The sequence below is a fragment of the Pedobacter superstes genome (assembly GCF_037622515.1).
GTDB classification, from domain to species: Bacteria; Bacteroidota; Bacteroidia; order Sphingobacteriales; family Sphingobacteriaceae; genus Paradesertivirga; species Paradesertivirga superstes.
The window spans coordinates 454,112-479,188 of sequence record NZ_JBBJCN010000001.1 but is presented as its reverse complement, the minus strand read 5'-3'; the positions used below and the strand labels follow the sequence as shown (position 1 = coordinate 479,188).

Here is a 25,077-nt window from a genome sequence, read left to right as displayed (position 1 = left end):
GCCATTCGACAAGAGAAAATCTCATTGGATTCTTTTGTTGGGATGACTAAGCGTAGCTCGTCTCTTATTAATCTGTTCTTCAGGAACAAAATGTCAATAAAATAATGTTTAATACCGAAACTGTTAATCGTTTCCAATCAATAGAAACACCTTTTTATTATTACGATCTTAATCTATTGCAGCAAACTCTGTCTGCGTGTAAGACTGCGGCCGATAAGTACGATTTTCATGTGCATTATGCAATGAAAGCAAACTTTAATGAGAAGGTAATAAAGATGGTTCGTGAAGCGGGATTTGGTGCCGACTGTGTAAGCGGAAATGAGGTCAAAAAAGCTATTGAAGTAGGGTTTTCACCCGATAACATTGTTTTTGCAGGAGTTGGTAAATCTGATCGTGAGATTATTGAAGCACTTGAACAGGATATTTTTTGTTTCAATATCGAATCGATTCAGGAACTGCAGGTTATAAATGAACTTGCTGAAAAGGTCGGAAAAACGGCAAGAGTAGCAATTCGGATAAATCCGAATGTGGATGCCTATACTCATCATAATATTACTACCGGCTTAGAGGAAAATAAATTTGGTGTAAATCAATGGGATTTGCCTGCTTGTGCTGAAGTATTAAAAAAATCAGCCAATCTTGTTTTGATCGGAATTCATTTCCACATAGGCTCTCAGATAACAAACCTGAATGTTTTTAAAAGCCTTTGTGTTAAAGTTAATGAGATCAAAGCCTGGTTCGAAGAACGCGGATTTATACTCCAAATATTAAATGTCGGTGGTGGTTTGGGCATCGATTATCATAATCCTGATGAAAAACCAATAGCTGATTTTGAAGAATATTTTAAAATATTCAATGAATTTTTGGAACGTAAACCAGGGCAGGAGATCCATTTTGAATTAGGAAGAGCGATTGTGGCTCATTGCGGAACATTAATCAGCCGGGTTTTATATGTGAAAAACGGTATAAAAAAGCACTTTTTAGTGTTAGATGCCGGTATGACTGAATTGATGCGTCCAGCCTTATATCAGGCCTTCCACAAGATGGAGAATCTTTCAAGGGAAACTAAAGCTGATGTTGAGATTTTAAAGTACGATATTGTTGGTCCGATTTGCGAATCGACAGACTGCTTTGGGAAAGAAGTGGAGATGCCTGAATCGTTCCGGGGCGATTTTATAGCAATTAGAACAGCCGGCGCATACGGAGAAGTGATGGCTTCTAAATATAACCTTCGCGAACAGGTTGTAAGTATTTATTCTGAAAGCTGAGCTTTGTACAGATCATCCAGTAAATAGTCTAGCCTCCGAATTAAGAGTCTGGATGGGATTATTTTTCAACGAAATTCAAAACGGGTTGTTTTTTTTCTCGTAAAAAGCACCCGCTTTCATATATCGAAAAATCTTAATCTCCCGATTAAGATGTGAGATTTGCCACCCCGGGAAAGTGTTACTTTAATAAAAATGAAACCTTTTTTGATCGAAGTCAGTAAGAGATAAAAAAACGGTTTCATTGTAGTTTTTGAATTCAAGTACACACACAACACTCTCTTAGAAATACGATGATTCTTAATGAAAATCAAATCTGGATTAAACCGGAATAAAAACTATTTAAACTGATTTTAAGAATTTTTCTAGATAATAATAATGAGTAAAGTTCATAATGAAACTATGTTTTGGGAAAACGAACCAGTTGCCACAATGACAGAAGTTAAGAAGGAATTCATTTTTAGCAACGATTCATTGGCAATGTATCCTTTGTTAAACGAGATCATATCGTTTTTGAAAACTCATCTTCCGTCAGAACAATATTCATTCAAAATTAGCAACTGCAAACAAATTTTAATAGAACTACTTACAAATGCGGTTAAACATTCTGAAACAGATAATACTGTTATATCTGTGTGTATAAACGGAATGAATATTGAAATTACTAAAAGTGATAAAGGCCGAAAATTTTATTTGAATAACCAAACCCGCTGGTCTCCTGTATCGCGATCCTTGGAAAAGATGTATATCGGAGAAAAGATCAAAATTTATGAGGATGATTTAGCAAACCTTTATGCAGTAATTAAAAATGAAAATCATATTGTTTTTGAGATAGAGGATTGTTCAATAAGTAAAATAAGCAGAAATTCGAATTTACTTGAACATTATGGTCTGCTTATTATGGCTAAGTTTTCCAATGAATTCTTCTACAGGTATTATCCTGAGACAAAATTAAATGAGTTTACTGCTATAATCAATGTTTAACAGGGGCAGGACCTTTTTTATATGAGGTCAAAATCATGATCGGAGAATTCTAGGCTGGTTTGGATTTAAAAGCCAAAGTCAAGAGGGTTAAAAAGGTCAAAAGGGGGATTTTTTTGTTTGAAAATAAATACGAGATTTTTTTAAAAAATTACTATATTAGTGTTACACTAGGGGAAATTTTCAATAAACTACCTGTTTATTGAAAATTAGTGGATTGATTTGATGGGTTAAAAAAAAATACACAATGCATTTTGGAAAAATTGTAAAAGGGGTGGCTTATGCCCAGGGTTTTTCAGCGATTGATTTTGCTGTCCTGGCAGGACGCACAGAGACAGAGATATTAGAATTATATGAACAGGAGGAATGGACCTCGGGCAATATTAAGGCTGCGTCGATAGCTCTTGAGCATAACTTCGGGAAATATTTAGATAATACTCTTCCGTTTGATTTCTTGAATACGGAGTCTGCAACAGATAAAAGTGAATATCTTATTACTGTTAAGTATCCGAAAGGAAAAGAACAGTTATTAAAAACATGGCTGAGTAAAATGGCTATGATTGCAAAAGCTATTGGGCTGGAAATAGGCCGTTAATTAAAATATTTAAGCCTATAAGGTTCCCAAAAAACCTTATAGGCTTTGATGCGTTTCAACGCTAAATAATATTCCTTCCCTGCAAAAGCGGAAATTTTCTATATCTTCAAATTTCAATATTATTAAATGTCTACAGAAGTAAAATGTCCGGGATGTGGTCATACTTTTCCTATTGAAGAGGCTATGACCGAGGAGTATAAGAAAGAGCTGCGGGAGAAAATGCTTTCGTTTACCAAGCAAAAGGAAGAGGAGTACCAAAGGAAATTAGAAGAGTTTAGCAATAGGGAGCAGCAGCAGTTACAGGAGTTCGACAAAAAGCTGCAGCATGAAAAACAGACTTTACAGCTTTCGCTAGAGGAAAATCTACGTAAAACGATATCTCAGGATTTTCAGAATAAAGTTGAGTTATTAGAAACAGCGAACAAAGAAACTGAAGAGAAGCTTAAGCTGGCGCGCATACAGGAGCTGGAGTTTCTAAAAAAGGAGCAGCTTCTTAAAACAAGGGAGGAAGAACTCGAAATACAGCTTCAGCGAAAGCTGCAGGAACAGCGGAATGACCTAACCGAGCAGATCAGAAAACAAGAACACGAAAAAAACACCTTAAAGGAAACCGAATTTCAGCTCAAGGTTCGCGAATTGGAAAAGCAGCTGGATGATCAGAAAAAACTTGCAGAGGAAATGAAGCGTAAGGCTGAACAAGGTTCTATGCAGTTACAGGGCGAAGTTCAGGAGTTGATTTTAGAAGAGCTGTTGCGAAGTAATTTCCCTTTTGATATTATTTCTGAGGTTGGAAAAGGTGTAAGGGGCGCAGATTGCGTACAAACAGTTCGAAATCAATATGGTCAGGAATGCGGCAGAATTATCTTTGAAAGTAAGCGAACAAAAGATTTTTCTAACGACTGGATAGAGAAACTTAAAAAAGACATGCGTGGTGTAGGAGTTGATGTGGCCGTAATCGTTACTCAGTGCTATCCAAAAGGTATGGATTGCTTTGGCGAAAAAGATGGTGTATGGATATGCTCATTTGATGAGGTAAAAGCAGTCGCGTTTGTATTAAGAGATAGTATCATAAAATTGTATAATGTGTCTAAGTCTCAGGATAACAAGGGCGATAAAATGCACATGATGTACGACTATCTTACCAGTTCAGAATTTAACGAGCAATGGAAGGCTATACGCGAAGGTTTTATGAGTATGAGGCTCTCTATTCAAAAGGAACGCGAAGCAATGGAGCGGCTGTGGAAATCACGTGAGAAGCAGCTGGATAAGGTTTTGCTGAATGCCGCGCATATTCGTGGTTCTGTTGAAGGAATTGCAGGCAGCGACACAATTCAGATGAATCTATTGGATGAGACGGATTTGTTGCTGGAATAAAGATTTACAGATTTGAAAACTTTTCGGGAGTTTTCAAATCTTTGCAGATCCCGAACCAGTCAAATTTCCAATTAACCAGATTTGGCAACATTGCTTTTGCTAGAAAATCTACCCTTCATTCTTTTCCTTTCACCATATCTTCTTAATTTCACCTTTTAATATGGCTTTATCATACAAACGCATAATCATAAAAATCGGCTCTAATGTACTTACCAAAGAAAACGGCTTACCCGACTTTGAGCGTATGGCACATTTGGTTGAGCAAATTTCTGTGATAAAAAAACAGGGGAAAGAAGTTATTCTTGTTTCGTCTGGCGCCGTAGCTTCAGGAAAAAGCCTGCTAACTGTATCAGATAAATACGACGCTGTTGCAACCCGGCAGCTTTTTGCTTCAATTGGCCAGGTTAAACTGATCAATAAGTACTCTGAACTATTTGAAAAGCAGGACCTCGTATGTGCCCAGGTTTTGGTTACCAAAGAAGATTTTCGTGATCGGCTGCATTATCTGAATATGAAGAACTGCTTTAATATTCTTCTCCAGCATAATGTAATACCTGTTGTAAATGAGAATGACGTCATTTCTGTTACGGAACTGATGTTTACTGATAATGATGAGCTTGCCGGTTTAATTGCATCTATGCTTAATGCAGATGCCCTGATTATTTTAAGCAATGTTGACGGGATTTATAATGGTGATCCGAAGGACAGTAAATCGGAAGTGATTAGGGAAGTTAGTTCATCAATGACTGGATTTTCTTCATTCATAACTACCCACAAGTCTCAGTTTGGCAGGGGAGGAATGGTTACAAAATCTAATATGGCACATAAAGTGGCACAATTAGGAATCGCCGTTCATATTGCAAATGGAAAGAAAGAAAATATCATCACTGATGTATTGGATGAGCAGGTCGTAAACACTCGATTTATGCCGCAGAAAATAGCATCAGGTAAAAAGAAATGGCTTGCACATTCTGAAAATTACGCAAAGGGAATTGTTTTGATAAATGAAGGTGCAAGAATTGCTTTAACGTCTTCAAAAGCGAGTAGCTTACTCCCGGTTGGCGTAATAAAAATTAAAGAAGACTTTCAAAAAGGAGACATCATTAAATTAATTGATGAAAATGGTAAGCAAGTGGGTCTGGGAATTGCGGAGTATAGTTCTGATAAAGCCGCGGAGCGCATCGGCCAGAAAAAACAGAAACCATTAGTTCATTATGATTACTTATTTTTGAACTCCGAAATTGCTTAATATGGAACTACAGGATATATTTAATAATGTGCAGCGGGCGAGTCGCTCTTTAGGACTTCTTGATAAAGAGAAAGTAAGTGCAATTCTTCTTGAGGTTTCTGCTGAAGCCATTAAACAAATTCCAAATATACTGGCTGAAAATCAAAAGGATCTGGATCGTATGGATGTTGAAGATCCCAAATATGATCGTTTGATGGTTACCGAAAAGCGAATACATGACATCGCAAATGATATTAAAAATGTTGCAAATCTTCAATCACCTTTAGGAAAGGTTCTTTTAGAAAAAAATCTGGATAATGGATTGAAATTAAAAAAAGTCAGTGTTCCGATGGGGGTTATCGGGGTAATATATGAGGCTCGTCCGAATGTTAGTTTTGATGTTTTTTCACTATGCTTTAAAACCGGTAACGCCTGTATATTAAAAGGAGGAAGCGATGCTTCATATTCTAATGAGGCCATTATATCCGTAATTCATAGTGTATTGGAAAAGCATGGCGTTGATAAAAACGTTGCAGTACTTCTTCCATCCGACAGGGCCGCCACTGAGGCTCTTTTGAATGCAGTGGGTTATGTAGATGTAATCATTCCTCGCGGAAGTCAGAGCTTAATCGACTATGTTCGAAAAAGTGCAAAAGTGCCGGTAATCGAAACAGGTGCAGGAATTGTGCATACTTATTTTGATGCCAGTGGCGACGTTCAAAAAGGAACATCGATAATAAACAATAGTAAGACACGCAGGGTTAGCGTTTGCAATGCACTCGACTGCCTGATTATTCATGAAAGCCGTTTAAATGATTTGCCAGCTATAACAGAAGATTTAATTAAATCGGATGTGGAAATTTTTGCTGATGGGCCTGCTTATGAGTCGCTAAAAGGAAGTTATCCTGATGGTTTATTGCAGCATGCGAGTGAAGAGCATTTTGGCACAGAGTTTCTTTCCTACAAAATGTCGGTTAAAACTGTAAAAAATCTTGATGAAGCGTTAGAACACATCTCTGATTTCAGCTCTAAGCACAGTGAAGCAATTATTTCTGAAGATGCCCAGTCGATTGAAAAGTTTCTGAATGCTGTGGATGCAGCTGCTGTTTACGCTAATGCTTCTACTGCTTTTACCGATGGAGCGCAGTTCGGGCTTGGTGCAGAGATCGGAATCAGCACACAAAAGCTTCACGCCCGCGGGCCAATGGGACTGGATGAACTTACAAGCTATAAATGGGTGGTTAGAGGAGATGGACAGGTTAGAGCTTAGTTAAGACCTGCAAAATATTTATCCTTAAAAAAACTTTTTTTCCTTCATTTACTTATACCATCAACGCAAGTGCCCGATTAAAGATTCTGCGTTTAATATTTTATAATATGAAAGAAATGCCCGTAACCGTTCGCAGGTCTATCGAACTATTGGGAATAATACTACTGGGATATTTAATAGTAGTAGGTAAAGAGCTCATTATGCCGGTATTGATGGCTTTCTTTATCAGTATAATGTTATTGCCTGTATATAACTTCTTGAAGCGTAAGAAAATTCCGGAAGCGCTTGCAATATTTCTTTCAATACTTCTGCTCGCTATTGTAGTTGCTTTAATAGTTTGGTTCTTCTCTTCACAGGTCTCTTCTTTAATCGCAGACTTTCCAGAGATAAAAAAGAATGTAAATAAACATCTTATTTCCATTAGCAACTGGATTAATGAAATAAGCGATTTTTCTACTCAGCAGCAAGCTAAACTTCTGGATGAACAAGCGAATAAACTACTGAATTATGGCGGAAACCTGCTTTCCGGTGCTGCAGGTTCAGTAACATCAACCCTGATTTTCATCGGACTATTACCTATCTATATATATCTTTTTCTGTTTTATAAGAATCTTTTATTACGTTTCGTCTTTTTGTGGTTTCCCGAAGAGAACCATCAAAAAGTGCGTGAGGCAATGCTGGAGACTAAGGTAATTATCAAGAGTTACCTTTTGGGTTTACTGATTCAAATTAGCTATGTAACTGTTTTATTGGGAGGCATTTTATTACTGATCGGCATTAAACATGCTTTACTTATTGCGGTTATTTTTGCCTTTCTCAATCTTATCCCATATGTGGGTGCATTGATCGGAAATGTAATCGGAGTATTGTTAACGCTGACCTCATCTGAAGAAATCTGGCCCATTCTCGCCGTGCTTGGAACAATTGCATTTGTGCAGTTTTTGGATAATAATATTTTGATGCCACGAATAGTTGGTTCGAAAGTGAAAATCAACGCTCTCGCAGCGATTCTGGGTGTATTTATCGGTGGCAGTATTGCCGGTATTTCGGGTATGTTTTTAGCGTTGCCAATCATCGCGATTGTCAAAGTTACTTTCGACCGGTCAACGATTTTTAAGCATTGGGGAGTATTGTTAGGTGACGAATTGCCTCCTGAGAATCCGATGAACGCCCCTGAATTGCGGGTTCAAACTGAAGAGGTTAAAGAGCAGCTTGAGGTTGACAATGATATAGAACCTACAAAGAATACAAAGGAGTCGTGATCAACTTGTCAAAAGCTATCTTGAAATAAGTACAAACTTTAAGGCAGAAGTAAGATTCAATATTTGTTCTGTATAAAATAAGCATCTGAGTGAGGTTGAATTTACCCATCATTCAAATGCTTATTCTTCTTAAAAAAAGGTTTGATATATGAATCTGTCTCTAAAACAAGAGGCAATCCAGTAACTTTATTTTTAAATAGCCTGCTTAATTTCAATTTCCTGATATTTTAATGCATCCAGGAGAGCTTGGCAAGCAATATAGTCTTCTTTTGCTTCTAGTGCTTTTAACGCCCTTTCAACCATTTTAATCCGTCCGTTTTTAATGTCAGTATCGGCCCCTATCCTAAATACAACATAATGATTTGTTTCTCTAATATCTTTAATGTTCATCTTATTCTTCAATTACTTTTTCTACGGATTGAAATACAGAATTGTTGCCAAAAAAAATATTTTTTATTTGGGTAACGACTTGTTTAATAAGACTCTACAAAAATATCGGTATGGTTTTTGTTTAATTAAAAACAAATAAATAAAATCAATGTAATTATATTAGTTACCTAATAAAATTCTAATGAAGCGAATTCTTGTATGTGATGACGACTTGGATATATTGGATATACTTGAGTATGCATTAACTGATTCCGGGTGGGAAGTTGTCAAAAGTTTTAATGTAGATGATATCATTGAGAAGGTTGAAAATGCTAATCCTTCAGTAATAATTATGGATAATTGGATACCGGGAGTAGGTGGTATTGAAGCTACGCAAACAATTAAGAATCATCCCGAATATCATAAAATTCCTGTAATTTATTTAACTGCAAATAATGATATTGAGACTCTTGCAGAGAAAGCAGGAGCGGATTTAGCATTGCCAAAGCCATTCGATCTTGATATCTTAACCCGAATGGTTGAGAAAGCTTATCGTTTACAGATAGCTTAGCTTATCAGGCCGCGAGTTGATTACTTATAATTTGAACCAGGTTGTTTATATCAAACGGCTTCGAAATTACTTCATCAGCACATATTTCTTTTATTGATGCAGTGACCACCGGATGTGTGGTTAAAACAACCAGTGGAATATGATTGATGTTTTTTGTCTGTTTAATTGCCTGGCATATGTCAGAATCTTCAACACCGGGAACTATTATGTCTAGTAGAATTGCATCGGGCTTATACGTATAGATTTTTTCAATAAGTCCCTTTACAGATCGCAAACTCTCCACCTCATACCCCTCATCCTCTAATATGTAAGAAATAATGTTAAGGATTTCTTTGTCTTTTTCTACAACCAGGATTTTTTTCTTCATGATACACAAAAGCAATGTGACAAGATACAAAAGTATAAGCGAATTGTTTGAAGTTAAAAATTCTTAAATTCTCAAATTTATAAGTCGGAGCTATTAACACTGGCCGGATTCTTATTATTATTTCGGATAAACGGGCTAAAGGAATCGAAAGTTAAGTAATCGGTATTAGGATTGAGGCTGATTGGATCTGCGACTTTATGCACATAATTCCTCAATTAAGGCCATAAAAAAAGACCCTCATGATATTGACAGTCTTTTTATTCTGTTTGAAAATTATTTTTTCTCCGGAGGGGTTGTTGTTAGCTCCCCAAATTCATTGACGTAAGCCATCATGTTTTCTAAATCACCACCTGTAGAATTTTGTTGACGATCCTGTTTACGTTGTTCTTTATCTTCTTTCTTTTTTTGCCTGTTTTTTTCGAGTTGCTTTTTCATGAAGGTTGCCTGAGATTTCGCCATGGTATTGATTTTTATTTATTCTTCTTGTACTGATTTCCGGAGTTCAGAGGATTCCCTGTAAAGAGAAGCAACTAAATAGAAAATAATTCCCGGGCGGCAACGGCTTAGCGGCAAGGCGAATTTTAATCAAAGATGATTAGCAGGAAAGAAAGAATAGCATTTTTGTATTCCGTTGGCGCAAAGGTACGGAATTTATTAGCTAATTTGATTTAATTGCTCTATAAATCTGGATCGTACCTCGTTCTCTAATTTAATAGATTCGGAAGGGTTAATTATTTGAATCGTTTTCAGAAAGAAGCGTTTCTTTCTGAACTTCCAGATTTTCTAATTCCGTTTGACTTAAGACTGGATAGTTTAAATCCATTGCTTTAAACTTCTCAAGAATAATCTGGCAAATAGCTACCCTTGCAAACCATTTTTTATCAGAGGGAATAACAAACCAGGGGCTTTTTTCGGTGCTGGTTTCTGTGAATGCATCCTGATAGGCTTCCATATAATTTGTCCAGAGTTTACGTTCATCCAGATCAGCTGAAGAAAATTTCCAGTTTTTAGTACCGTCTTCGATCCGTTTTAAAAAACGTTTTTTTTGCTCATGTTTAGATATGTGCAGAAAGAATTTAAGAATTACGGTGCCTGTTTCAGTCAGATGTTCCTCAAAGTTCCGGATACTTGAATATCTTGAATTCCAAAAATCTTTATCAATCTGCGTGATCGGAACGTTGCTTTCCTTTGCTGCATATTCGGGATGAACTTTGCATACTAACACATTCTCATAATGAGACCTGTTATGTATACCTATTCTTCCCCTTTCAGGTAATGCTTTATAATGTCTCCATAAAAAATCATGATCAAGTTCTTCAGAATTGGGCTGTTTAAAGCTATAAACCTGGCAACCCTGGGGATTAAGTCCGCTCATCACATGTTTAATGGCACTATCTTTTCCAGCCGCATCTTTGGCTTGAAAAATTATAAGCAAAGATTTTTTATTGTCCGCATACAGTTTTTCCTGCAGTTCAAAGAGTTCTTTTTTTAAGTTGTTTAAAAGTTCTACAGAGGTTTCTTTATCCATACCTCCATCAGCCGACGTTGGAAAATCTTTCAGACTTACCTGTTGTTTTTCCCTGACTTTATACAGTTCTGTACTAAAATCCATACTGCTTTTCTAGATAGAATCGTTTTCTTGAAAATTTGTTTTTAGAGTGCCGTATTTTCTTTTTTGGACCGGTTTTTGAAAAGTATATATCAGAAGTATTAAAAATACGATAACGGCAATAAGGTTAAAATGTAATCGTTAAATTAATACACACAACACACACACACAGAATAAATAGTATTATGAAAAGATTCGTAATGATTTTTGCAGTAGCTGCAATATTTGCAGCTTGCAATAACAGCTCGCAAACGAGTTCGCAATTGAAACAAGAGGCTTACAGACAAGTTCGGGACAGTTTGAAATTAGATAGCTTTCAACGTGCTGAAGCGAAGGAAATTGAGATAGCTGAAGAAAGAGAACGAATTCTCGCTCTTCAACAATCAATGCCTGTAAGAGAAAGAGTTATTTATGCTTCTAATTCATCGCCAAGAAGAACATATGTTAAAGGTGTACAAGAAACTTATACCTATTCTCAGCCACAAGCTGCGCGTAAAAAAGGTTGGAGTCATGCTGCTAAGGGCGCTGCAATTGGAGCAGGAGCTGGTGCTATAACAGGTATTTTGATTGATAAAAAGGATGCCAGAGGAGCAATAATAGGAGGCGTTATTGGCGCAGGAACAGGTTATGTAATAGGTAGAGGAAAAGACAGAAGAACTGGCCGGATTCAATAAGAATAAATAAAATATAAGAAAACTCTTTCAGAAATGAAGGAGTTTTTTTTTGCTGTGAGAACGAGGATTATAGTTTTAGTGGAACGCGGATTTCATTTGGTTTTATTTTGTTTTAGGTAACAAAGTTTTTGATCTGTTGATATTTCAATATTTTTTTCAAATAATTTTTGATATAATGATAATACTTGTATATTTGTGACAGGTTTATAATTGGTTAGTTAAAAAGTCTTCATTCTCCCCGTTTGAAGACTTTTTTTGTTATGTCAAAATAGTTCTGAAAGAGAGTGCCAATGTTTGTTTTTCCCAAATAAAATTTAAAAAAGAGATACGGTTAAGTTTGTAAAAAAAAACGAAGCACAGGTTAGCTGTGCTTCGTTAGTCGTTAATAAAACTTGATATTTGTTAATCCTGAAAATCGCGAAGCATTTTAATTTTGTCGTGAGACGCTTTTAATGCTAGTTTTTGTTGAGAGAGAAGAGCCCGAATATCTGAAGGAAGATTCTCTTCTTCAAGTGCAGTTTTATAGGCCTTTTGAGCTGCATCTTCACCAAATTCACAATTTGATAATACTGCTTTCCGATCGTGGCCTGTAAATATTGCTTTTACATCCATCCATGCACGGTAAATCTTACCACTATTTGTCGTGTCGTTATCAGGTTTGGCACCGGCAGAAACGAGTTGTGATTTGTATTCTGTGCTCTCTGAAATCATACCTGAAAACAACTCTTTTAGGTCAGCATCACCATCTTTTAATTCTTTAATCGCGCGACTATAGCCCTCAATCCGATCGTTATTTATCTGAACCAGATCGTGCAGAATTTCGCTTTTTATTTCTGTAGTTTCCATAATTGATAGATGTTAATTGATTTCGGTTGTTAGAACAATTACTGTTCCAAAGGGCATAATTTAAGGGACCAAATAAAAAACCTATTTGTTTCCGGAAAATAAATGCTTATAACGATTTGTCGACTAGTTAGTTATGAATATGGCTTTATTCTAATATTCATTATACCCCAAATCTGCGCTACTACCCTTAAACGGATACCCGATTCCTATCCCTGCATCAATCAAATCACTGTTTTTTGTAAGCAGAAGAAAATTCACATCGGGTAAATTACCATCAGCTTTTCGGGGCCTAAAGAGTTCTTTTTCATTGACGCTAATGAAATCCTTTGAATCAACTTTTACCTGAAGGTTAAAATAATTATGATTAACATCAGATTCCACTGTATTTAAATTATCTACTTCTTTGTTTCGAGCCATAAAACCCAGGTTGTTTCTCATTTTATGTACATAGCCCGGAACATCGGTTTTATTATCAGGTAAACGGTTCAGTAAGTTAAAATTTATGCCATTAAAAGCTGCTGTATTGTTATACCAATCGCTTCCTGATATATGGTGATTGGAGTAAAATCCATTGGCTTTATTCCGTACCGAAAGGCAGAATCTGACCACATTTCTGGGGATAGGCTTTGGCAGGTCACTTGCTGCCCTTGCTCCATAACCTCCAGCCTTGAAGCCATTACCATCGGCCAGGCTTTTAAATGTAGTTGAATAACCATTGTAAATAGCCCAGCAATTTTCGAATATTACCGGTTCAAAAGAATTTATGCAGTCATAACCGTCATCGCTGTTAAACCATGCCCGACACCCTATGAAAATATTATTTACATCTCCTTTTTTCCCGTGACAACCAAATCCGTCACTATTGCCACCCCGCCCACTTTCGGAAGTCGAATCGTAATTATTATAAGCATCGCAGTTTAGAATAAGGTTATTAGAACCAGAGAGTAAGTAAAAGCCAATTGCTTTTCCGTCATGCATACTCAGCTGCTCGTATATATTATTGCTTCCGCGAATTTCAAAACATTCTGACTGGGTATGATTGAGAAGCGTGACCTGGACCCCTACAACTTCAAACCCTTTTAGATGGATGTAAGAGCCGGAGACATAAAAGGCGATTATACGGGTAGAAGGTTTTACATTTGAATAATTAAACACCGGTTTTTCTCCCGGGTATGCCCAATAATTAATTCTTCTTTTCTCAGTGCCGCTTTTACTTAAATCGGTAACATAAGAGTAGATTCCTTGTGTTTTGGCAATTTGAGATTCATTCATCATGTATACACCTCCGCGGATATATACGGTATCGCCAGCTTTTACAAGCTTTTGCGCTTTTTGAACAGTCGCAAAAGGCTGTTTAATTGTTCCTGGATTTTGATCGGATCCTTTTACGGCAACATAATAAGTTAATGGAAACGCTGATAATGTTATTAAAGTAAGGAAAGACAGCAGGGCGATTTGCTTAAGCATATTTGGTAATTGATAGTCAAATATCAGGTTCCCAAATTATAACTTGTGTAAAATTTTGGAGAGTATAAATTAGGAATTTGTTTTTAGATACAGTTCCTCCACTTTCTGCCGCGCCCATGGCGTCTTGCGCAAAAAAGTTAAGCTTGATTTTATACTTGGATTACTAATAAAACAGTTTATCCGAACTAAGCGTGCTAATTCTTTCCATCCGTATTTTTCTACGAGCGTAGTTAAAATCATTTCCAGTGTTTTGCCGTGCAGCGGATTATTCTTTTGATCCATTTTTTATTGAATTCTGTAAAGAACTGCAAATAAATCAAAAACTCTAAGATATATTGGTTATTCATTCGTCATTTAAGTTAATAGCCGCTTTGACTATTGATAAAATTCACATCATTGCTGTATGCACCGATTAAGCTATGTCCCCGTTTTATTTATTTGTATCATTTCATTAGTGCTCGACTGGTATGTTTTTCAGGGAGTGAGATCGCTAACTACCTCTCTTAATGAAGAGGGGAGAAGTCTGGTTTACATTATGTTTTGGTTGTCGAGCTTTGTTGTATTAAATGCCTTTAGTGTTAATTTTTATAAGGCTATTCCTACCGGAAAATTTACACCCTTGTTTACCGTGATTTTCAATGTCTTTATTACTTTATTCATTACCAAACTAACCTTTGTATTCGTGCTTTTTGCTGAGGACGTTTACCGCGCATTTGCAGGTCTTATAAATCATTATCCCCCCCGATCCAAGACCCTCAGCCAGATAGGGTTGTTAGTAGCGTTAGTTCCTTTTCTTTCTTTCATTTTTGGAGTAACCCGGGGAAAATATCATTATAAGGTAAGGCGGACAACGCTGTTTTTTGATGATTTGCCGGAAAAATTTGATGGGTTTACGCTCACTCAAATCTCCGACATCCATTCAGGAAGCCTTGATAGTCTGAAAGGCGTTCAAAGGGGCATAGATTTGATTAATGCGCAGCGTTCAGATGTGTTTGTATTCACCGGAGACCTTGTAAACAATAAAGCTTCTGAAATTGAACCCTGGATATCGGTTTTTAAACAAATTAAAGCCAAATCGGGAAAGTTTTCCATACTTGGAAATCACGATTACGGCGATTATATCACCTGGAATAGTCAGGAGGAAAAGGTGTTAAATCTCCAGCGGTTAATGGAAAATCATAAAAAGCTTGGTTTCAGACTTTTAATGGATGAGCATGTAAAGATTGAAAGGGAAGGACATAGTATTACTTTATTAGGGGTTGAAAACTGGGGTTTGGGCTTTGGCCAAAGAGGGAATTTAAATAAAGCATTGCAGGGCACGGAAGATGGATCGGTTAAAATTCTTCTTTCGCATGATCCTTCACATTGGGACGCCCAGGTGAAAAATTATCCTGAAAAAGTCCATCTAACACTATCTGGTCACACACATGGGATGCAGTTCGGGATAGAATTGTTTGGGTTTAAATGGAGTCCGGTTAAATACAGATATCCTAACTGGGCGGGTTTAGCCACTTATAATAACAGGTATTTATATGTAAACCGCGGATTTGGCTTTTTGGGATTTGCGGGGAGAGTAGGCATATGGCCGGAAATTACGGTTATTCAATTCAGGAAAAATAAATCTTACATAAAGAAGATAAAATAATTTCCTTTAAGCGTCATATACTAGATTCGCAGGCGTTATATTATTGATTGTCCATTAAGAGGCATGTTTTCATAAGTAGATTGAAGCCAGTTTGTAAGATCTGGCTTTAGTCTTTTTAAAGAAGGGAATAGTCGTCTTTTCAAAAGCATAAGCACTCTTCATTTGTTACATTTACCGACACATTTTAAAATGATTATTTACCATTTTAGGTTAGCGAAGATATAAGAAATGAGTGGTTCCGAAATTGCTGAGAAGAACAATGGATTTACAAAATATCAAATCACAGTAATTGCTATTCTGGCAATATTGCAATTTACTATTGTCCTCGATTTCATGGTCCTTTCCCCCCTGGGGGAGCGGCTTCTTGAAGAATTACACATCACCACTTCTCAGTTTGGTTTGGTAGTTTCTGCATACGCTTTCAGTGCAGGCGCTTCAGGATTGCTTGCAGCTGGCTTTGCAGATAAATGGGATCGGAAAAAACTATTATTATTCTTTTATACAGGTTTTATTTTGGGTACAATACTTTGCGCTATTGCCCCAACCTATCATTTTTTACTCCTCGCACGTATTATAACCGGAATTTTTGGAGGAGTAATAAGTTCTGTAAGTTTCGCAATTATCAGTGATTTATTTCGAATGGATCAGCGCGGCCGGGTAATGGGCTTCGTTCAATCGGCTTTTGCCGCCAGTCAGATTTTTGGTCTGCCAATAGGTTTGCTGTTATCAAATCATTTCGGATGGCATGCCCCATTCTGGATGATAGCTTCATTCGGGGTAATGCTGGGTATTGTTATTCTGATTTACTTAAAACCAGTTACAGCCCATTTGAGGTTTATATCCGATCGCAACCCCTTTCAACATATGTTTAAAACCCTGTCTAATTCAAATTATTTAAAAGCATTTCTTGCAACAACCTGTCTTGCCACGGGTGGTTTTATGATGATGCCTTTTGGTACCGCATTCGGGGTTAATAATATGGGTTTAACACGTGAACAATTGCCGGTTCTTTATGGTGTAACCGGAATTTTTTCTATGGTTTTTGGTCCATTAATTGGGAAATTAAGTGATAAAATAGGAAAGTACACCGTGTTTATTACAGGCTCAGTAATAAGTATGATGATGGTTGCGATCTATACAAGGTTAGGCATTACTCCTCTGTGGATGGTAATATCCATAAACGTTGTACTTTTTGTTGGGATAGCTTCACGAATGATATCTGCTTCGGCACTGATGACTGCTATTCCCGAGCCTGAAGACCGTGGTGCATTCATGAGTATCAACTCTTCCGTACAACAATTTTCCGGAGGGATCGCCTCTGCTATTGCGGGCTTAATTGTTGTGCAAAGGAATGACGGGAAAATAGATCACTACGATACATTAGGAATGGTAGTAATACTTTCCATGGTGATAGCTATTGGTTTGGTTTATATTATCAACAGCTATGTACAGCAGAAAATAAAAATGAGTGCTGTTAACACCGAAAAAGCCAATGAAATAATAGTGGAAGGAATCTGAGATAAATAATATTTCGGCCAAATCCAATCGCAGATTCCCCTATTTCAACTTAATGTTTTCAAAACTTCCTGAAATAGAAATAGTAGTTTCTTTGAAATTATTAATGGCAGAAGAAACCGGATCATTAATGCTGTTTATCGTGAAATTGTAATTTCCTGTAAAGGTTTTAAAGCGGCTGTCATACGCGAGAATTTTAAGTGATCCTGTAGAGTTTCCTGGTAAAAATCTGTTTGAAGAAGAACCGGTTATACGATATAAATAATAGGCCGCAACATCGCTGGCTGGTGAAGATGTTATATTATATGTGCCGGAATAGCCTTCTTTCAAATTATTTTTATTGATTATAAGAGTTACATCGTCATGCCCGTAAGTGTATGGAACATCGAAATCCAATACCAGATTGTCATTTTCATCGAACTTAAATAATGGATTTATGTGCTGAACATAGGTTTGTGCTAGTGTTAAATCTTCTTCAGGATAATAAAAACTACGGCTCAAGCTGGTAGAAGCTGCTGGGGTTTTTTCGTCATCCAGGAAATCAGTTTCATTTTTTTCGCACGCGGTCAATATAAATAGTAATAAGACAGGTATAAAAAAGAGTTTTTTCATCGCAATGCATTGTTGTGTTTTTATAAGACGGCGGATTGTAAACAATCGTTACAAAAGTTTAATATAAAAGAGATTTTTTTATTCGGAGCTCAAAAAAGCTCAGGATTTAGTTTTTGATCAATAATGAAACCTTTTTAAATCAAAAAGAAGTGCCGCCGGATAAATAGTTTAATTTTGGCGTCAAAGCAAAAACAAATATGCCTATAATTTTAAATAAGTTCAGAGAATACAAGGTAAGTCCGGAAACTGAAATACTTATACTAGGTACCTTCAGTCCGGATACCCCGGGTGCACCAGATTTTTTTTATGGAAGGGCTAAAAGTTTTCTTTGGCATTTATTACCTCAATGCTGGGGACTAGATTCACTTAAAGAGGCATCGTTTACCAGCAAGAAGGAGTTTATGTCCTCCTTCAAAATTGATTTTGCTGATATAATTGATGCATTGGATGTACCTGAAGGGCAAGAGGGGAATGTTAACGACACATTTGAAGATAACCATGTTTCTCAATGGAAGGACATTATAAGCCTGATTGACTCATTGCCTGCTTTAAAAGCAGTTTATTTTACACGGAAAACTTTTAACGGAATTCCAAATATCAGGGTTCAAGTTGGTTTGATAGCGGAATATTGTAAAAAAAGAAATCTCCGCGTTTGCAAACTGGAGACTCCTTCACGGTTTTTTAGCCCTGAAAAACAACAGCAATGGATAGACACAATTGTGTTGCAAAATACTTGTCTAAGGGTGTAAAATATACCCTTACGTTCTATGTAATACCAATTTCTAACTTTTGGATTTGAGAGCCAAGAGTCTTAAGTTCATATTGAAAGGTTTTGGAACATGATTCGCAAAATTTTTGAATGTTGGGATACAGCTGATTATAATATTCTATCCCATTAAGCAATTGATCTTTAAAACGTTCAAGTTGCTTAAGTTTTTTATCAGTCATTTCTTGCGCGCTGTTTTCAATGTCTTTCCTGAGATAATCAACATACAATTTTAATTCGTTGATGAAGATGTTAGGGCGATTAACGTTTTTAAGTAAGTTAATTTTGCCATAAATATGCTTTACCATTTCATCCAGAGAATATATACCTGAAAAGTATGCAGTATTTGGACCCGGACAAATGGCCACAGCTGGATTTTCCCGTGCTTTAAGCATATTGTTTTTAATGTATGCCGAGGAGCATAATCCCTCGCACAAGCATAGTTTTTCGGTTATTTGTTTGAATTTTACATCGTATTGCTCTGCCGAAAGTTCGGTGTTTTGAAGTTGTTTAATTTTCAGATTCTGATACTGTCTTGATGCTGTACAGATGGCCTCTTCTGTAAATTCGGTATTTGAAACCAAAAACTTCTTATTGCATGGACTGCCTGGTCTGCCTTTAGCTATGCGTTCAAGCCGCTGTATTTCAGCAGTGCTTTTCCTGAAATTATTAAACGGAATCCCTAAGGGAGATGCGCCACTGATGTAAAAATCGTTGACTATGGCATCCTTAAGAAGATTTAAGGTGTCTTTATCCACATTTGTGGCTTCGGGGACAAGTAAAAAGGGGCTGCCCCAGCCTGTACCATCAAGGTTGTAATACCGTTGCAGAAAGATATTTTCTTCTGATGTACCTATTCCGCCTTGTACAGTTATCCTGGTAACAGGTTGATCAACATCAATATCAACAGAAGTTTTGAAGAAATTTTTATAGATTTCATAGAGTTCAGTAGTCATCTCAGAACGTTTATCCTTAAACTCCTGAAGAATCGGGCCCAGTAAATATCCTTCAGTAGCAAAGGCATGACCTCCGCAATTTAATCCGGATTCAATTCTGAATTCATGTACCCACAGACCTTTTTTTGCAAGAAATTTGGCCTGAATCAAAGCCGATCTGAAATCGCTTACCTTTAATACGACTTTCTTTTTTAGTGGCGACGAGACTTTAGGATTAAAACAATCAAATTCTGCAAGGTAGCTGTAAAGCCTCGGGCTCATTCCGGCAGAGAGAATAAGAGAGGAGGTTAGATCGCTTTCAGCGAACCCCCGCAGCGAAGCAAGTGCATCAGAAAATTTTTCACCTAGAGATAAGCCATCTTTACCCAGATTCATTTTATCTACTTTAGACATGATGTTGACTTCAATAGCTCCCTTTTGAAGGATTGACCGGAGATTATCCTGAAGTTCTTTTTTCTTTTCCCCGTCGGTCTCAAGCAGCATCTCATTATATGACTGTTTCAATGTTGAATCATCCGGAAGCAAATCAAAATATCGCGTAATATCAGATTCGGGTGTAAACTCTCTCTTTTTTAACTCAGTAATCTGTAATTCTACCAGGGAGTTCAGTAAATTAAGGTAAGCGGTTATTCGCTTTGCCCTGTAATCCTCTTCAGTTTTTTTTATTGGAGTAAAGGGGAGTTTATTTTTTTCTGAATGATGCTGACGCATCCGTTCTATCAGTTCATCATCTACAACAGATACAACAGATGAAATTCCATAACGGGCTACTTTAAGAGGAGTGTCGATTGAAAATCCGAGGCCTAAGACCGGGATATGAAAACTGTGGATCATTGTTTTATCAATTTAGGTTCAATTAAACAGCCTTACTAAACGTTTGATCGTTGGCAGGACTGTTCCATAGCCGTTCGTCAAAGGCCATACAAATATTTCTTAAGAAGGACTTACCAAGGGAAGTGACGAAAAGCTTCCGGTAATTAAATTTTATTAGATTGTCTTTGCGTAAGGGAAGTAAACGTTTAACCAATATTGAATCGGTTTTTTTCATATCCGTATATCCTTTACACATGATATTCAGTATCTCTCTTCTCCACTCCAGATCGTTGTCGGTGAGGATATGACCTTTCAATATCGGGAATTCTCCAAGGCCGATTTTTTCAAGATACAATTCAAGTTTTTTGATGTTTTGTGCGAAGGCATACCAGCTATCACTTATTGAAGACACACCAATACCTATTGAAAGCTTTGTGTACTGATGCGTATAACCCATAAAGTTTCTATGGAGCTGTCCATTGAGTGATGCCTTATATAAGCTATCAGAGGGTAAAGCGAAATGGTCCATCCCGATATTTTCGTACCCTGCCTGCGAAAGTAACTCACAGCCCTTTTCATATAACGCACGCTTTTCGTCATCAGCGGGTAAATCCGCTTCAGTAAATTTACGCTGGCCGGGTTTAATCCATGGAACATGGGCATAGCTGTAATATGCGATCCGGTCGGGCATAAGCTTAATAACTTCATTTATGGTATTTTCAACACTTGATAATTTTTGGAGGGGTAAACCATAAATCAAATCGAAATTTATAGATGTAAAGCCAAGATCACGGGCATAGTTAGTGATATGTTCAACCTGTTGAATGCTTTGCTGCCTGTTTATAATAGCTTGTACCTGCGGGTCAAAGTCCTGAATTCCTAAGCTTAGTCTTTTGAACCCGCAGTTGTAAAGTGTTCGGAGATGTTCTTCTGTTGTATTGGCAGGATGTGCCTCAAAAGAGAATTCAGCATCAATTGTTAGTTTTGCCCTCGATATTATACCTCTGATCAGCTTTTTTAGATTTACCGCTGTGAAAAACGTGGGAGTACCGCCTCCAAGATGTATTTCTTTAATAGCAGGCTGGCCACCAAGGATATTGCAGTACATCCCCCATTCTTTTACAACCGCATTTATATAGGGCTCTTCAACACTGTGGTTTTTTGTTATCCTTGTGTTGCAACCGCAATATGTACACAAACTTTCGCAGAAGGGTAAATGGATATATAAACTGATACCGTCGGCGGAGCTTTCTGCGTAAGACTTTCTGATAGAATCAAACCATTTTTGTTCGTTCCAATTTTCATTATCCCAGTAAGGCACAGTTGGATAGCTCGTATATCGCGGAGCGGCTACGTTGTATTTTTTTATTAATTCTGAGGTCATGCCGAAAGCGCTTTAGGAATGGCTTCAAAGGGATTCGTATCGCAGCAGGCATCCCCGAGGCTTTGCTCTGACTCCCATAAATCGAGATTCGATATCGTTTTTTCGGCGATAACATGCAGCGCATCCTCTGTTAGAAAAGCCATGTGAGGTGTAAGTAAAACTCTTGAATGCTGAATTAAAGCTTTTAATAACGGATCGTAAACTTGATTTTTACTATGGTTGAAAAAGAAGATACTGTGCTCAAATTCATAAACGTCCATGCCAAGCTTACTTATCTTTTCAGTTTGCAGATTATCAAACACTTCTTTGGAATTAAATATAGCTCCGCGACTTACGTTGATAAGCATTACACCATCTTTCATTTTGCCTATACTCTCGGCATTTACCATATGCCTTGTAGAATCATTAAGGGGGACATGGAAGGTGATAATATCCGACTCCCTTAAAATTTCCTCGAAAGAAACTTGGCGGGCTCCATAAGTAAGACAAAGATCCCGTTTATCCTCAGTATCGTTCACCAGGATTTTTGCCCCAAAGCCTTTCAGTATTTGAGCAATGGCCTGCCCGGTTCTGCCTAAACCAACAATTCCTACTGTTTTATTTCTTATATTATTTCCTACGAGATTATTTAAACTGAAATCATATTCCAGCATTTGATTGTGTGCAGGGATTATGTTTTTTGATAAAGAAAGCATCAGCGTAATCGCATGTTCGGCAATAGATTCGGGGGAGTAAGCAGGTACGTTGCCTACCTTTAAACCTAATTTTCCAGCTTCTTGAATGTCTATATGGTCTGTACCTGTAGAACGGGTAGAAATATATTTAACTCCCATTTCCTTTAACTTTGAAAGGATGGGAGCGGAGAGGTCATCGCAGGAAAAAACCAAAACAGCGTCCTTTCCTTTGGCATAAGAAATTGTGTCAGCGGTTAGCCTGTTTGATATCAAGGTGATATCATGCTTCTTATTATTAGCCTTAATAAGTAGTTCTTTTTCGCAAATCTTACTGCTATATGCAACCGCTTTCATACTCCGTTGTTTAACAACAAAAGTACTGCGGTAATCGACCCTAAGGTATGAGGCTAATCAATGTCAAAAGTGATCTTAATCACATTATTGTTTAATTCGTTTCAATCTTTCCAATGATAAAATCTTTATAATACTGCCTTCTTTTTCGATCAATCTTTCCTCTTTAAAGTCGGCGAGGGTACGACTTATGGTTTCATTTGCAGTGCCCACCATTGCAGCGAGATCATCACGTGATATTTTAATTTCGCAGGTCTCAACCGCAGGTCCGGAGAATTTTACTGCCAGGTCAATCAGTGCATCAGCTAATCTTTTTCTTACAGAATTATAAGCAAGCTTTAATAATTGTTCCTGTTTATCCTGAAGGTTATCCGATAGTAATTCAATAAACTTCTTGGCAATACCCAGATCCTTAAATAACAATGTATTAAAATCATTTCTTGGAATTAAATGTAGTTCGGCCGCATCCAGAGCTTCAGCATTTTCGGGATAGGGTTTATTTAATAGAACAGCTTCATAGCCCAAAAAATCGCCTGCTGTAAACATCCCTGTTACAATTTCACGGCCATCCTGGTACACCATAAAAGTTCTGGCTTTACCGCTTTTTACAAGATATACGTTCAAAGCCTGGTCGCCATCCATGTAAATGTTCTGTTTTTTCTTATAAGTACGGATACGGCTGTTTCCCGACAGTTCATTTAATAATTTAGCCGAACGTGCCTCATCTAAAAGGCTCTCTAAAGCAGCCACATTTCCAGCGTTTTTAATTGACCTTTCCCGCTTTTGTAAACGACTTTCAATAGCATTCAGCAATTCCATGTCATCAAAGGGTTTAGTGAGATAGTCGTCAGCTCCCATTTCCATGCCTTTTCGCATATCTGTACGCTCTGCTTTGGCTGTAAGAAATATAAAAGGAATTTCGGCAGTAGCAGGGTTTTTATTAAGAAGGTAGAGTACCCCGTAGCCATCCAGTTCAGGCATCATAATATCACATAGAATGATATCTGGCGGATTTGCCTGAGCAAGTTCAACCCCTTTTTTTCCATTTTCGGCTGTGTAGACAATAAAATCTGCTAACTCAAGTATTTCAGCCGTGCTTTCACGAATATCCTGATTGTCTTCAATTAATAATACAGTCTTTTTTTGTGAGCTCATTCTATCTTAAAAATTAAGGAAATTGTAGTTCCTTTGTTCTGGGCGCTTTGGCAAATTACTTCGCCACCCATCATTTCAATATATCTTTTTACAATATTAAGGCCTAAACCCGTTCCCGGGATATTTCCCGTATTGTGCGCCCTGAAAAAAGGTTCAAATAGATTTTTTTGTTCTTCGACCGGAATGCCGATTCCATTATCTTTTACAGTAATACAAACTTCCGTTTCATTTACTTCAGAGTTAAATTCAATAAATGTATTTTCTCCGGAATATTTTATGGCATTTGAAACTAGATTTATTGCTGAACTTTTCAACAAAGCGGGATCGAGATACACCTTGCTTGTTGCACCGGTATGCTGATACACGATGTGCTGGTTTTGTTTGGAAATTAACTGCATTTCTTCAACAATATCCTCGGAAAATTTAACAAGGTCAAAATCCTGAAATTGTACTTCTGTTTTGCCTGCTTCTAATTTTTCGAGGGATAAAAAATCATTTAAAATTCCGGTCAGGTGACCTACAGAATTTTTTATTTTACCAGTATGCTTCAATATATTCAAAGAATCTTGTTTCTGAAGATATTTTTCAATTAATGAGGCAGACAACTGAACTGAGCTCAAGGGCGTTCTGAATTCGTGAGAAGCCATCGAAACAAATCTGGTTTTGAGCTGATTAAGTTCTTTTTCCTTTTCAAAAGATTGGCTTGCTTCGTCCCTGGCTTTTTCGAGCTCGATAATCAGGTGCTGTAAATTTTGGGTCCGGCTTTTTACCTTCTCTTCAAGTTCTTCAGTATAGCTTTTCAATTTTGCTTCTGCTTCCTTTTCTTTAGACAGATCGTGAACAAATCCGGTAAAAATTTTTCTGTCCTCGTATTCTACCTCACTCACAGCCAAACGAAAAGGAAACGTTGTTCCGTCTTTTCTTAATCCTAATACTTCTCTTCCTATCCCTATAATCCGTTTTTCTCCTGTATATTGATATCGGTGTATATATCCGTCGTGAGCACTTTTATAAGGCTCAGGCATTAACACAGAAATGTTTCTTCCTTTAACCTCATCTTGAATGTAACCAAACAGAGTTAATGCGGCAGGATTCATTGTTTCAATGATACCTCGAGAATCGATTGTAATAATACCGTCGATCGCGGATTCTATTATTGAGTGCAGCAGTTTTACCTTATCCATTTACCTTTTACAAACATAGGGGGTTGTTTTGTATACTAGTAGGGCAAATATAAACTAAGATTGGTTTTAAATTAGGTAATTCTGATAAAGATCATTGCCCGAATTGATTTTTATCATTTAATCCAGGGCAATTATCGGTCAATT

General features: G+C 37.1%; 25 protein-coding genes. 12 read left to right on the top strand and 13 right to left on the bottom strand.

Going from position 1 to position 25,077, the window contains the following annotated elements:
* Nucleotides 1-104 precede the first annotated feature (104 nt).
* The 7 genes from lysA to WG906_RS02185 all read left to right on the top strand — a co-directional run bounded on the left by lysA (nt 105) and on the right by WG906_RS02185 (nt 7,975).
* Complete coding sequence (gene lysA, locus WG906_RS02215) at nt 105-1,268, top strand: diaminopimelate decarboxylase (protein ID WP_339990884.1); 1,164 nt, start codon at nt 105-107, stop codon at nt 1,266-1,268.
* A 375-nt stretch (nt 1,269-1,643) separates the two neighbouring features.
* Nucleotides 1,644-2,249: an ATP-binding protein gene (locus WG906_RS02210; RefSeq protein ID WP_339990883.1), complete on the top strand. Its 606-nt coding sequence runs from the start codon at nt 1,644-1,646 to the stop codon at nt 2,247-2,249.
* Nucleotides 2,250-2,493: 244 nt separating this feature from the next.
* A complete protein-coding gene (locus WG906_RS02205) occupies nt 2,494-2,841 on the top strand; it encodes a hypothetical protein (RefSeq protein WP_339990882.1) in 348 nt (115 codons plus the stop codon).
* A gap of 126 nt (nt 2,842-2,967) precedes the next feature.
* Entirely contained in the window at nt 2,968-4,215 is a 1,248-nt protein-coding gene (locus WG906_RS02200; RefSeq protein WP_339990881.1) for a DUF2130 domain-containing protein, read from the top strand.
* Nucleotides 4,216-4,375: 160 nt separating this feature from the next.
* Nucleotides 4,376-5,464, top strand: coding sequence for a glutamate 5-kinase (gene proB, locus WG906_RS02195; protein ID WP_339990880.1), 1,089 nt, complete (start codon nt 4,376-4,378; stop codon nt 5,462-5,464).
* Between the two features lies 1 nt (nt 5,465).
* Complete coding sequence (locus WG906_RS02190; protein ID WP_339990879.1) at nt 5,466-6,713, top strand: glutamate-5-semialdehyde dehydrogenase; 1,248 nt, start codon at nt 5,466-5,468, stop codon at nt 6,711-6,713.
* 107 nt (nt 6,714-6,820) lie between these two features.
* Nucleotides 6,821-7,975: an AI-2E family transporter gene (locus tag WG906_RS02185; protein ID WP_339990878.1), complete on the top strand. Its 1,155-nt coding sequence runs from the start codon at nt 6,821-6,823 to the stop codon at nt 7,973-7,975.
* A 192-nt stretch (nt 7,976-8,167) separates the two neighbouring features.
* Here the strand turns inward: WG906_RS02185 and WG906_RS02180 are convergent, their stop codons facing one another.
* Nucleotides 8,168-8,365, bottom strand: coding sequence for a hypothetical protein (locus WG906_RS02180; RefSeq protein WP_339990877.1), 198 nt, complete (start codon nt 8,363-8,365; stop codon nt 8,168-8,170).
* Between the two features lie 181 nt (nt 8,366-8,546).
* Between WG906_RS02180 and WG906_RS02175 the strand changes: the two genes are divergently transcribed.
* Complete coding sequence (locus tag WG906_RS02175; RefSeq protein WP_339990876.1) at nt 8,547-8,915, top strand: response regulator; 369 nt, start codon at nt 8,547-8,549, stop codon at nt 8,913-8,915.
* 4 nt (nt 8,916-8,919) lie between these two features.
* On the opposite strand, the gene WG906_RS02170 is transcribed toward WG906_RS02175, so the two are convergent.
* The 3 genes from WG906_RS02170 to WG906_RS02160 form a co-directional block, all read right to left on the bottom strand.
* The gene (locus WG906_RS02170; protein WP_339990875.1) at nt 8,920-9,282 is read right to left on the bottom strand and encodes a response regulator transcription factor; all 363 of its coding nucleotides are present in this window, start codon (nt 9,280-9,282) and stop codon (nt 8,920-8,922) included.
* A 273-nt stretch (nt 9,283-9,555) separates the two neighbouring features.
* Entirely contained in the window at nt 9,556-9,741 is a 186-nt protein-coding gene (locus WG906_RS02165) for a hypothetical protein (protein WP_339990874.1), read from the bottom strand.
* Between the two features lie 268 nt (nt 9,742-10,009).
* A complete protein-coding gene (locus WG906_RS02160; protein WP_339990873.1) occupies nt 10,010-10,894 on the bottom strand; it encodes a polyphosphate kinase 2 family protein in 885 nt (294 codons plus the stop codon).
* Between the two features lie 182 nt (nt 10,895-11,076).
* Here WG906_RS02160 and WG906_RS02155 point away from each other — a divergent pair, with 182 nt between their 5' ends.
* Nucleotides 11,077-11,565 (top strand): YMGG-like glycine zipper-containing protein, encoded by a 489-nt coding sequence (locus WG906_RS02155; RefSeq protein WP_339990872.1) that lies wholly within the window; start codon nt 11,077-11,079, stop codon nt 11,563-11,565.
* Between the two features lie 402 nt (nt 11,566-11,967).
* Here WG906_RS02155 and WG906_RS02150 read toward each other — a convergent pair whose 3' ends face one another.
* From WG906_RS02150 to WG906_RS02140, 3 genes are all read right to left on the bottom strand, one after another.
* Nucleotides 11,968-12,411, bottom strand: a complete 444-nt coding sequence (locus WG906_RS02150) for a PA2169 family four-helix-bundle protein (RefSeq protein ID WP_339990871.1) — start codon at nt 12,409-12,411, stop codon at nt 11,968-11,970.
* Between the two features lie 150 nt (nt 12,412-12,561).
* Entirely contained in the window at nt 12,562-13,878 is a 1,317-nt protein-coding gene (locus WG906_RS02145; protein ID WP_339990870.1) for a right-handed parallel beta-helix repeat-containing protein, read from the bottom strand.
* Between the two features lie 69 nt (nt 13,879-13,947).
* Nucleotides 13,948-14,160 (bottom strand): VF530 family protein, encoded by a 213-nt coding sequence (locus tag WG906_RS02140; RefSeq protein ID WP_339990869.1) that lies wholly within the window; start codon nt 14,158-14,160, stop codon nt 13,948-13,950.
* Nucleotides 14,161-14,281: 121 nt separating this feature from the next.
* On the opposite strand from WG906_RS02140, the gene WG906_RS02135 reads away from it, so the two are divergent.
* Both WG906_RS02135 and WG906_RS02130 read left to right on the top strand, forming a co-directional pair.
* Nucleotides 14,282-15,523 carry a metallophosphoesterase gene (locus tag WG906_RS02135; RefSeq protein WP_339990868.1) on the top strand — a complete coding sequence of 414 codons (1,242 nt, stop codon included), beginning with the start codon at nt 14,282-14,284 and terminating at the stop codon, nt 15,521-15,523.
* A gap of 228 nt (nt 15,524-15,751) precedes the next feature.
* Nucleotides 15,752-17,041: an MFS transporter gene (locus tag WG906_RS02130; protein ID WP_339990867.1), complete on the top strand. Its 1,290-nt coding sequence runs from the start codon at nt 15,752-15,754 to the stop codon at nt 17,039-17,041.
* Nucleotides 17,042-17,080: 39 nt separating this feature from the next.
* On the opposite strand, the gene WG906_RS02125 is transcribed toward WG906_RS02130, so the two are convergent.
* Nucleotides 17,081-17,650: a hypothetical protein gene (locus WG906_RS02125; protein ID WP_339990866.1), complete on the bottom strand. Its 570-nt coding sequence runs from the start codon at nt 17,648-17,650 to the stop codon at nt 17,081-17,083.
* Between the two features lie 197 nt (nt 17,651-17,847).
* On the opposite strand from WG906_RS02125, the gene WG906_RS02120 reads away from it, so the two are divergent.
* Nucleotides 17,848-18,399 (top strand): uracil-DNA glycosylase family protein, encoded by a 552-nt coding sequence (locus WG906_RS02120; RefSeq protein WP_339990865.1) that lies wholly within the window; start codon nt 17,848-17,850, stop codon nt 18,397-18,399.
* Between the two features lie 16 nt (nt 18,400-18,415).
* Here WG906_RS02120 and WG906_RS02115 read toward each other — a convergent pair whose 3' ends face one another.
* From WG906_RS02115 to WG906_RS02095, 5 genes are all read right to left on the bottom strand, one after another.
* On the bottom strand, nt 18,416-20,206 hold the full coding sequence (locus tag WG906_RS02115; protein WP_339990864.1) for a hypothetical protein: 1,791 nt from the start codon (nt 20,204-20,206) through the stop codon (nt 18,416-18,418).
* A 22-nt stretch (nt 20,207-20,228) separates the two neighbouring features.
* The gene (hemN, locus tag WG906_RS02110; protein ID WP_339990863.1) at nt 20,229-21,569 is read right to left on the bottom strand and encodes an oxygen-independent coproporphyrinogen III oxidase; all 1,341 of its coding nucleotides are present in this window, start codon (nt 21,567-21,569) and stop codon (nt 20,229-20,231) included.
* On the bottom strand, nt 21,566-22,597 hold the full coding sequence (locus tag WG906_RS02105) for an NAD(P)-dependent oxidoreductase (protein ID WP_339990862.1): 1,032 nt from the start codon (nt 22,595-22,597) through the stop codon (nt 21,566-21,568). The genes hemN and WG906_RS02105 overlap by 4 nt, the downstream gene beginning before the upstream one ends.
* 84 nt (nt 22,598-22,681) lie before the next feature.
* The gene (locus tag WG906_RS02100) at nt 22,682-23,749 is read right to left on the bottom strand and encodes a response regulator (protein WP_339990861.1); all 1,068 of its coding nucleotides are present in this window, start codon (nt 23,747-23,749) and stop codon (nt 22,682-22,684) included.
* A complete protein-coding gene (locus WG906_RS02095) occupies nt 23,746-24,933 on the bottom strand; it encodes a PAS domain-containing sensor histidine kinase (protein WP_339990860.1) in 1,188 nt (395 codons plus the stop codon). The genes WG906_RS02100 and WG906_RS02095 overlap by 4 nt, the downstream gene beginning before the upstream one ends.
* Nucleotides 24,934-25,077: the final 144 nt, after the last annotated feature.

What these genes read in the sequence shown, in the direction of transcription:
- WG906_RS02130 (WP_339990867.1), top strand. Translation starts at nt 15,752, where the DNA reads ATGAGTGGTTCCGAAATTGCTGAGAAGAACAATGGATTTACAAAATAT.
- WG906_RS02115 (WP_339990864.1), bottom strand. Translation starts at nt 20,206, where the DNA reads ATGATCCACAGTTTTCATATCCCGGTCTTAGGCCTCGGATTTTCAATC.
- WG906_RS02105 (WP_339990862.1), bottom strand. Translation starts at nt 22,597, where the DNA reads ATGAAAGCGGTTGCATATAGCAGTAAGATTTGCGAAAAAGAACTACTT.
- lysA (WP_339990884.1), top strand. Translation starts at nt 105, where the DNA reads ATGTTTAATACCGAAACTGTTAATCGTTTCCAATCAATAGAAACACCT.
- WG906_RS02160 (WP_339990873.1), bottom strand. Translation starts at nt 10,894, where the DNA reads ATGGATTTTAGTACAGAACTGTATAAAGTCAGGGAAAAACAACAGGTA.
- WG906_RS02200 (WP_339990881.1), top strand. Translation starts at nt 2,968, where the DNA reads ATGTCTACAGAAGTAAAATGTCCGGGATGTGGTCATACTTTTCCTATT.
- WG906_RS02205 (WP_339990882.1), top strand. Translation starts at nt 2,494, where the DNA reads ATGCATTTTGGAAAAATTGTAAAAGGGGTGGCTTATGCCCAGGGTTTT.
- WG906_RS02140 (WP_339990869.1), bottom strand. Translation starts at nt 14,160, where the DNA reads ATGGATCAAAAGAATAATCCGCTGCACGGCAAAACACTGGAAATGATT.
- WG906_RS02155 (WP_339990872.1), top strand. Translation starts at nt 11,077, where the DNA reads ATGAAAAGATTCGTAATGATTTTTGCAGTAGCTGCAATATTTGCAGCT.
- WG906_RS02170 (WP_339990875.1), bottom strand. Translation starts at nt 9,282, where the DNA reads ATGAAGAAAAAAATCCTGGTTGTAGAAAAAGACAAAGAAATCCTTAAC.
- WG906_RS02125 (WP_339990866.1), bottom strand. Translation starts at nt 17,650, where the DNA reads ATGAAAAAACTCTTTTTTATACCTGTCTTATTACTATTTATATTGACC.
- hemN (WP_339990863.1), bottom strand. Translation starts at nt 21,569, where the DNA reads ATGACCTCAGAATTAATAAAAAAATACAACGTAGCCGCTCCGCGATAT.
- WG906_RS02145 (WP_339990870.1), bottom strand. Translation starts at nt 13,878, where the DNA reads ATGCTTAAGCAAATCGCCCTGCTGTCTTTCCTTACTTTAATAACATTA.
- WG906_RS02190 (WP_339990879.1), top strand. Translation starts at nt 5,466, where the DNA reads ATGGAACTACAGGATATATTTAATAATGTGCAGCGGGCGAGTCGCTCT.
- WG906_RS02165 (WP_339990874.1), bottom strand. Translation starts at nt 9,741, where the DNA reads ATGGCGAAATCTCAGGCAACCTTCATGAAAAAGCAACTCGAAAAAAAC.
- WG906_RS02185 (WP_339990878.1), top strand. Translation starts at nt 6,821, where the DNA reads ATGAAAGAAATGCCCGTAACCGTTCGCAGGTCTATCGAACTATTGGGA.
- WG906_RS02150 (WP_339990871.1), bottom strand. Translation starts at nt 12,411, where the DNA reads ATGGAAACTACAGAAATAAAAAGCGAAATTCTGCACGATCTGGTTCAG.
- WG906_RS02210 (WP_339990883.1), top strand. Translation starts at nt 1,644, where the DNA reads ATGAGTAAAGTTCATAATGAAACTATGTTTTGGGAAAACGAACCAGTT.
- WG906_RS02120 (WP_339990865.1), top strand. Translation starts at nt 17,848, where the DNA reads ATGCCTATAATTTTAAATAAGTTCAGAGAATACAAGGTAAGTCCGGAA.
- WG906_RS02100 (WP_339990861.1), bottom strand. Translation starts at nt 23,749, where the DNA reads ATGAGCTCACAAAAAAAGACTGTATTATTAATTGAAGACAATCAGGAT.
- WG906_RS02175 (WP_339990876.1), top strand. Translation starts at nt 8,547, where the DNA reads ATGAAGCGAATTCTTGTATGTGATGACGACTTGGATATATTGGATATA.
- WG906_RS02095 (WP_339990860.1), bottom strand. Translation starts at nt 24,933, where the DNA reads ATGGATAAGGTAAAACTGCTGCACTCAATAATAGAATCCGCGATCGAC.
- proB (WP_339990880.1), top strand. Translation starts at nt 4,376, where the DNA reads ATGGCTTTATCATACAAACGCATAATCATAAAAATCGGCTCTAATGTA.
- WG906_RS02180 (WP_339990877.1), bottom strand. Translation starts at nt 8,365, where the DNA reads ATGAACATTAAAGATATTAGAGAAACAAATCATTATGTTGTATTTAGG.
- WG906_RS02135 (WP_339990868.1), top strand. Translation starts at nt 14,282, where the DNA reads ATGCACCGATTAAGCTATGTCCCCGTTTTATTTATTTGTATCATTTCA.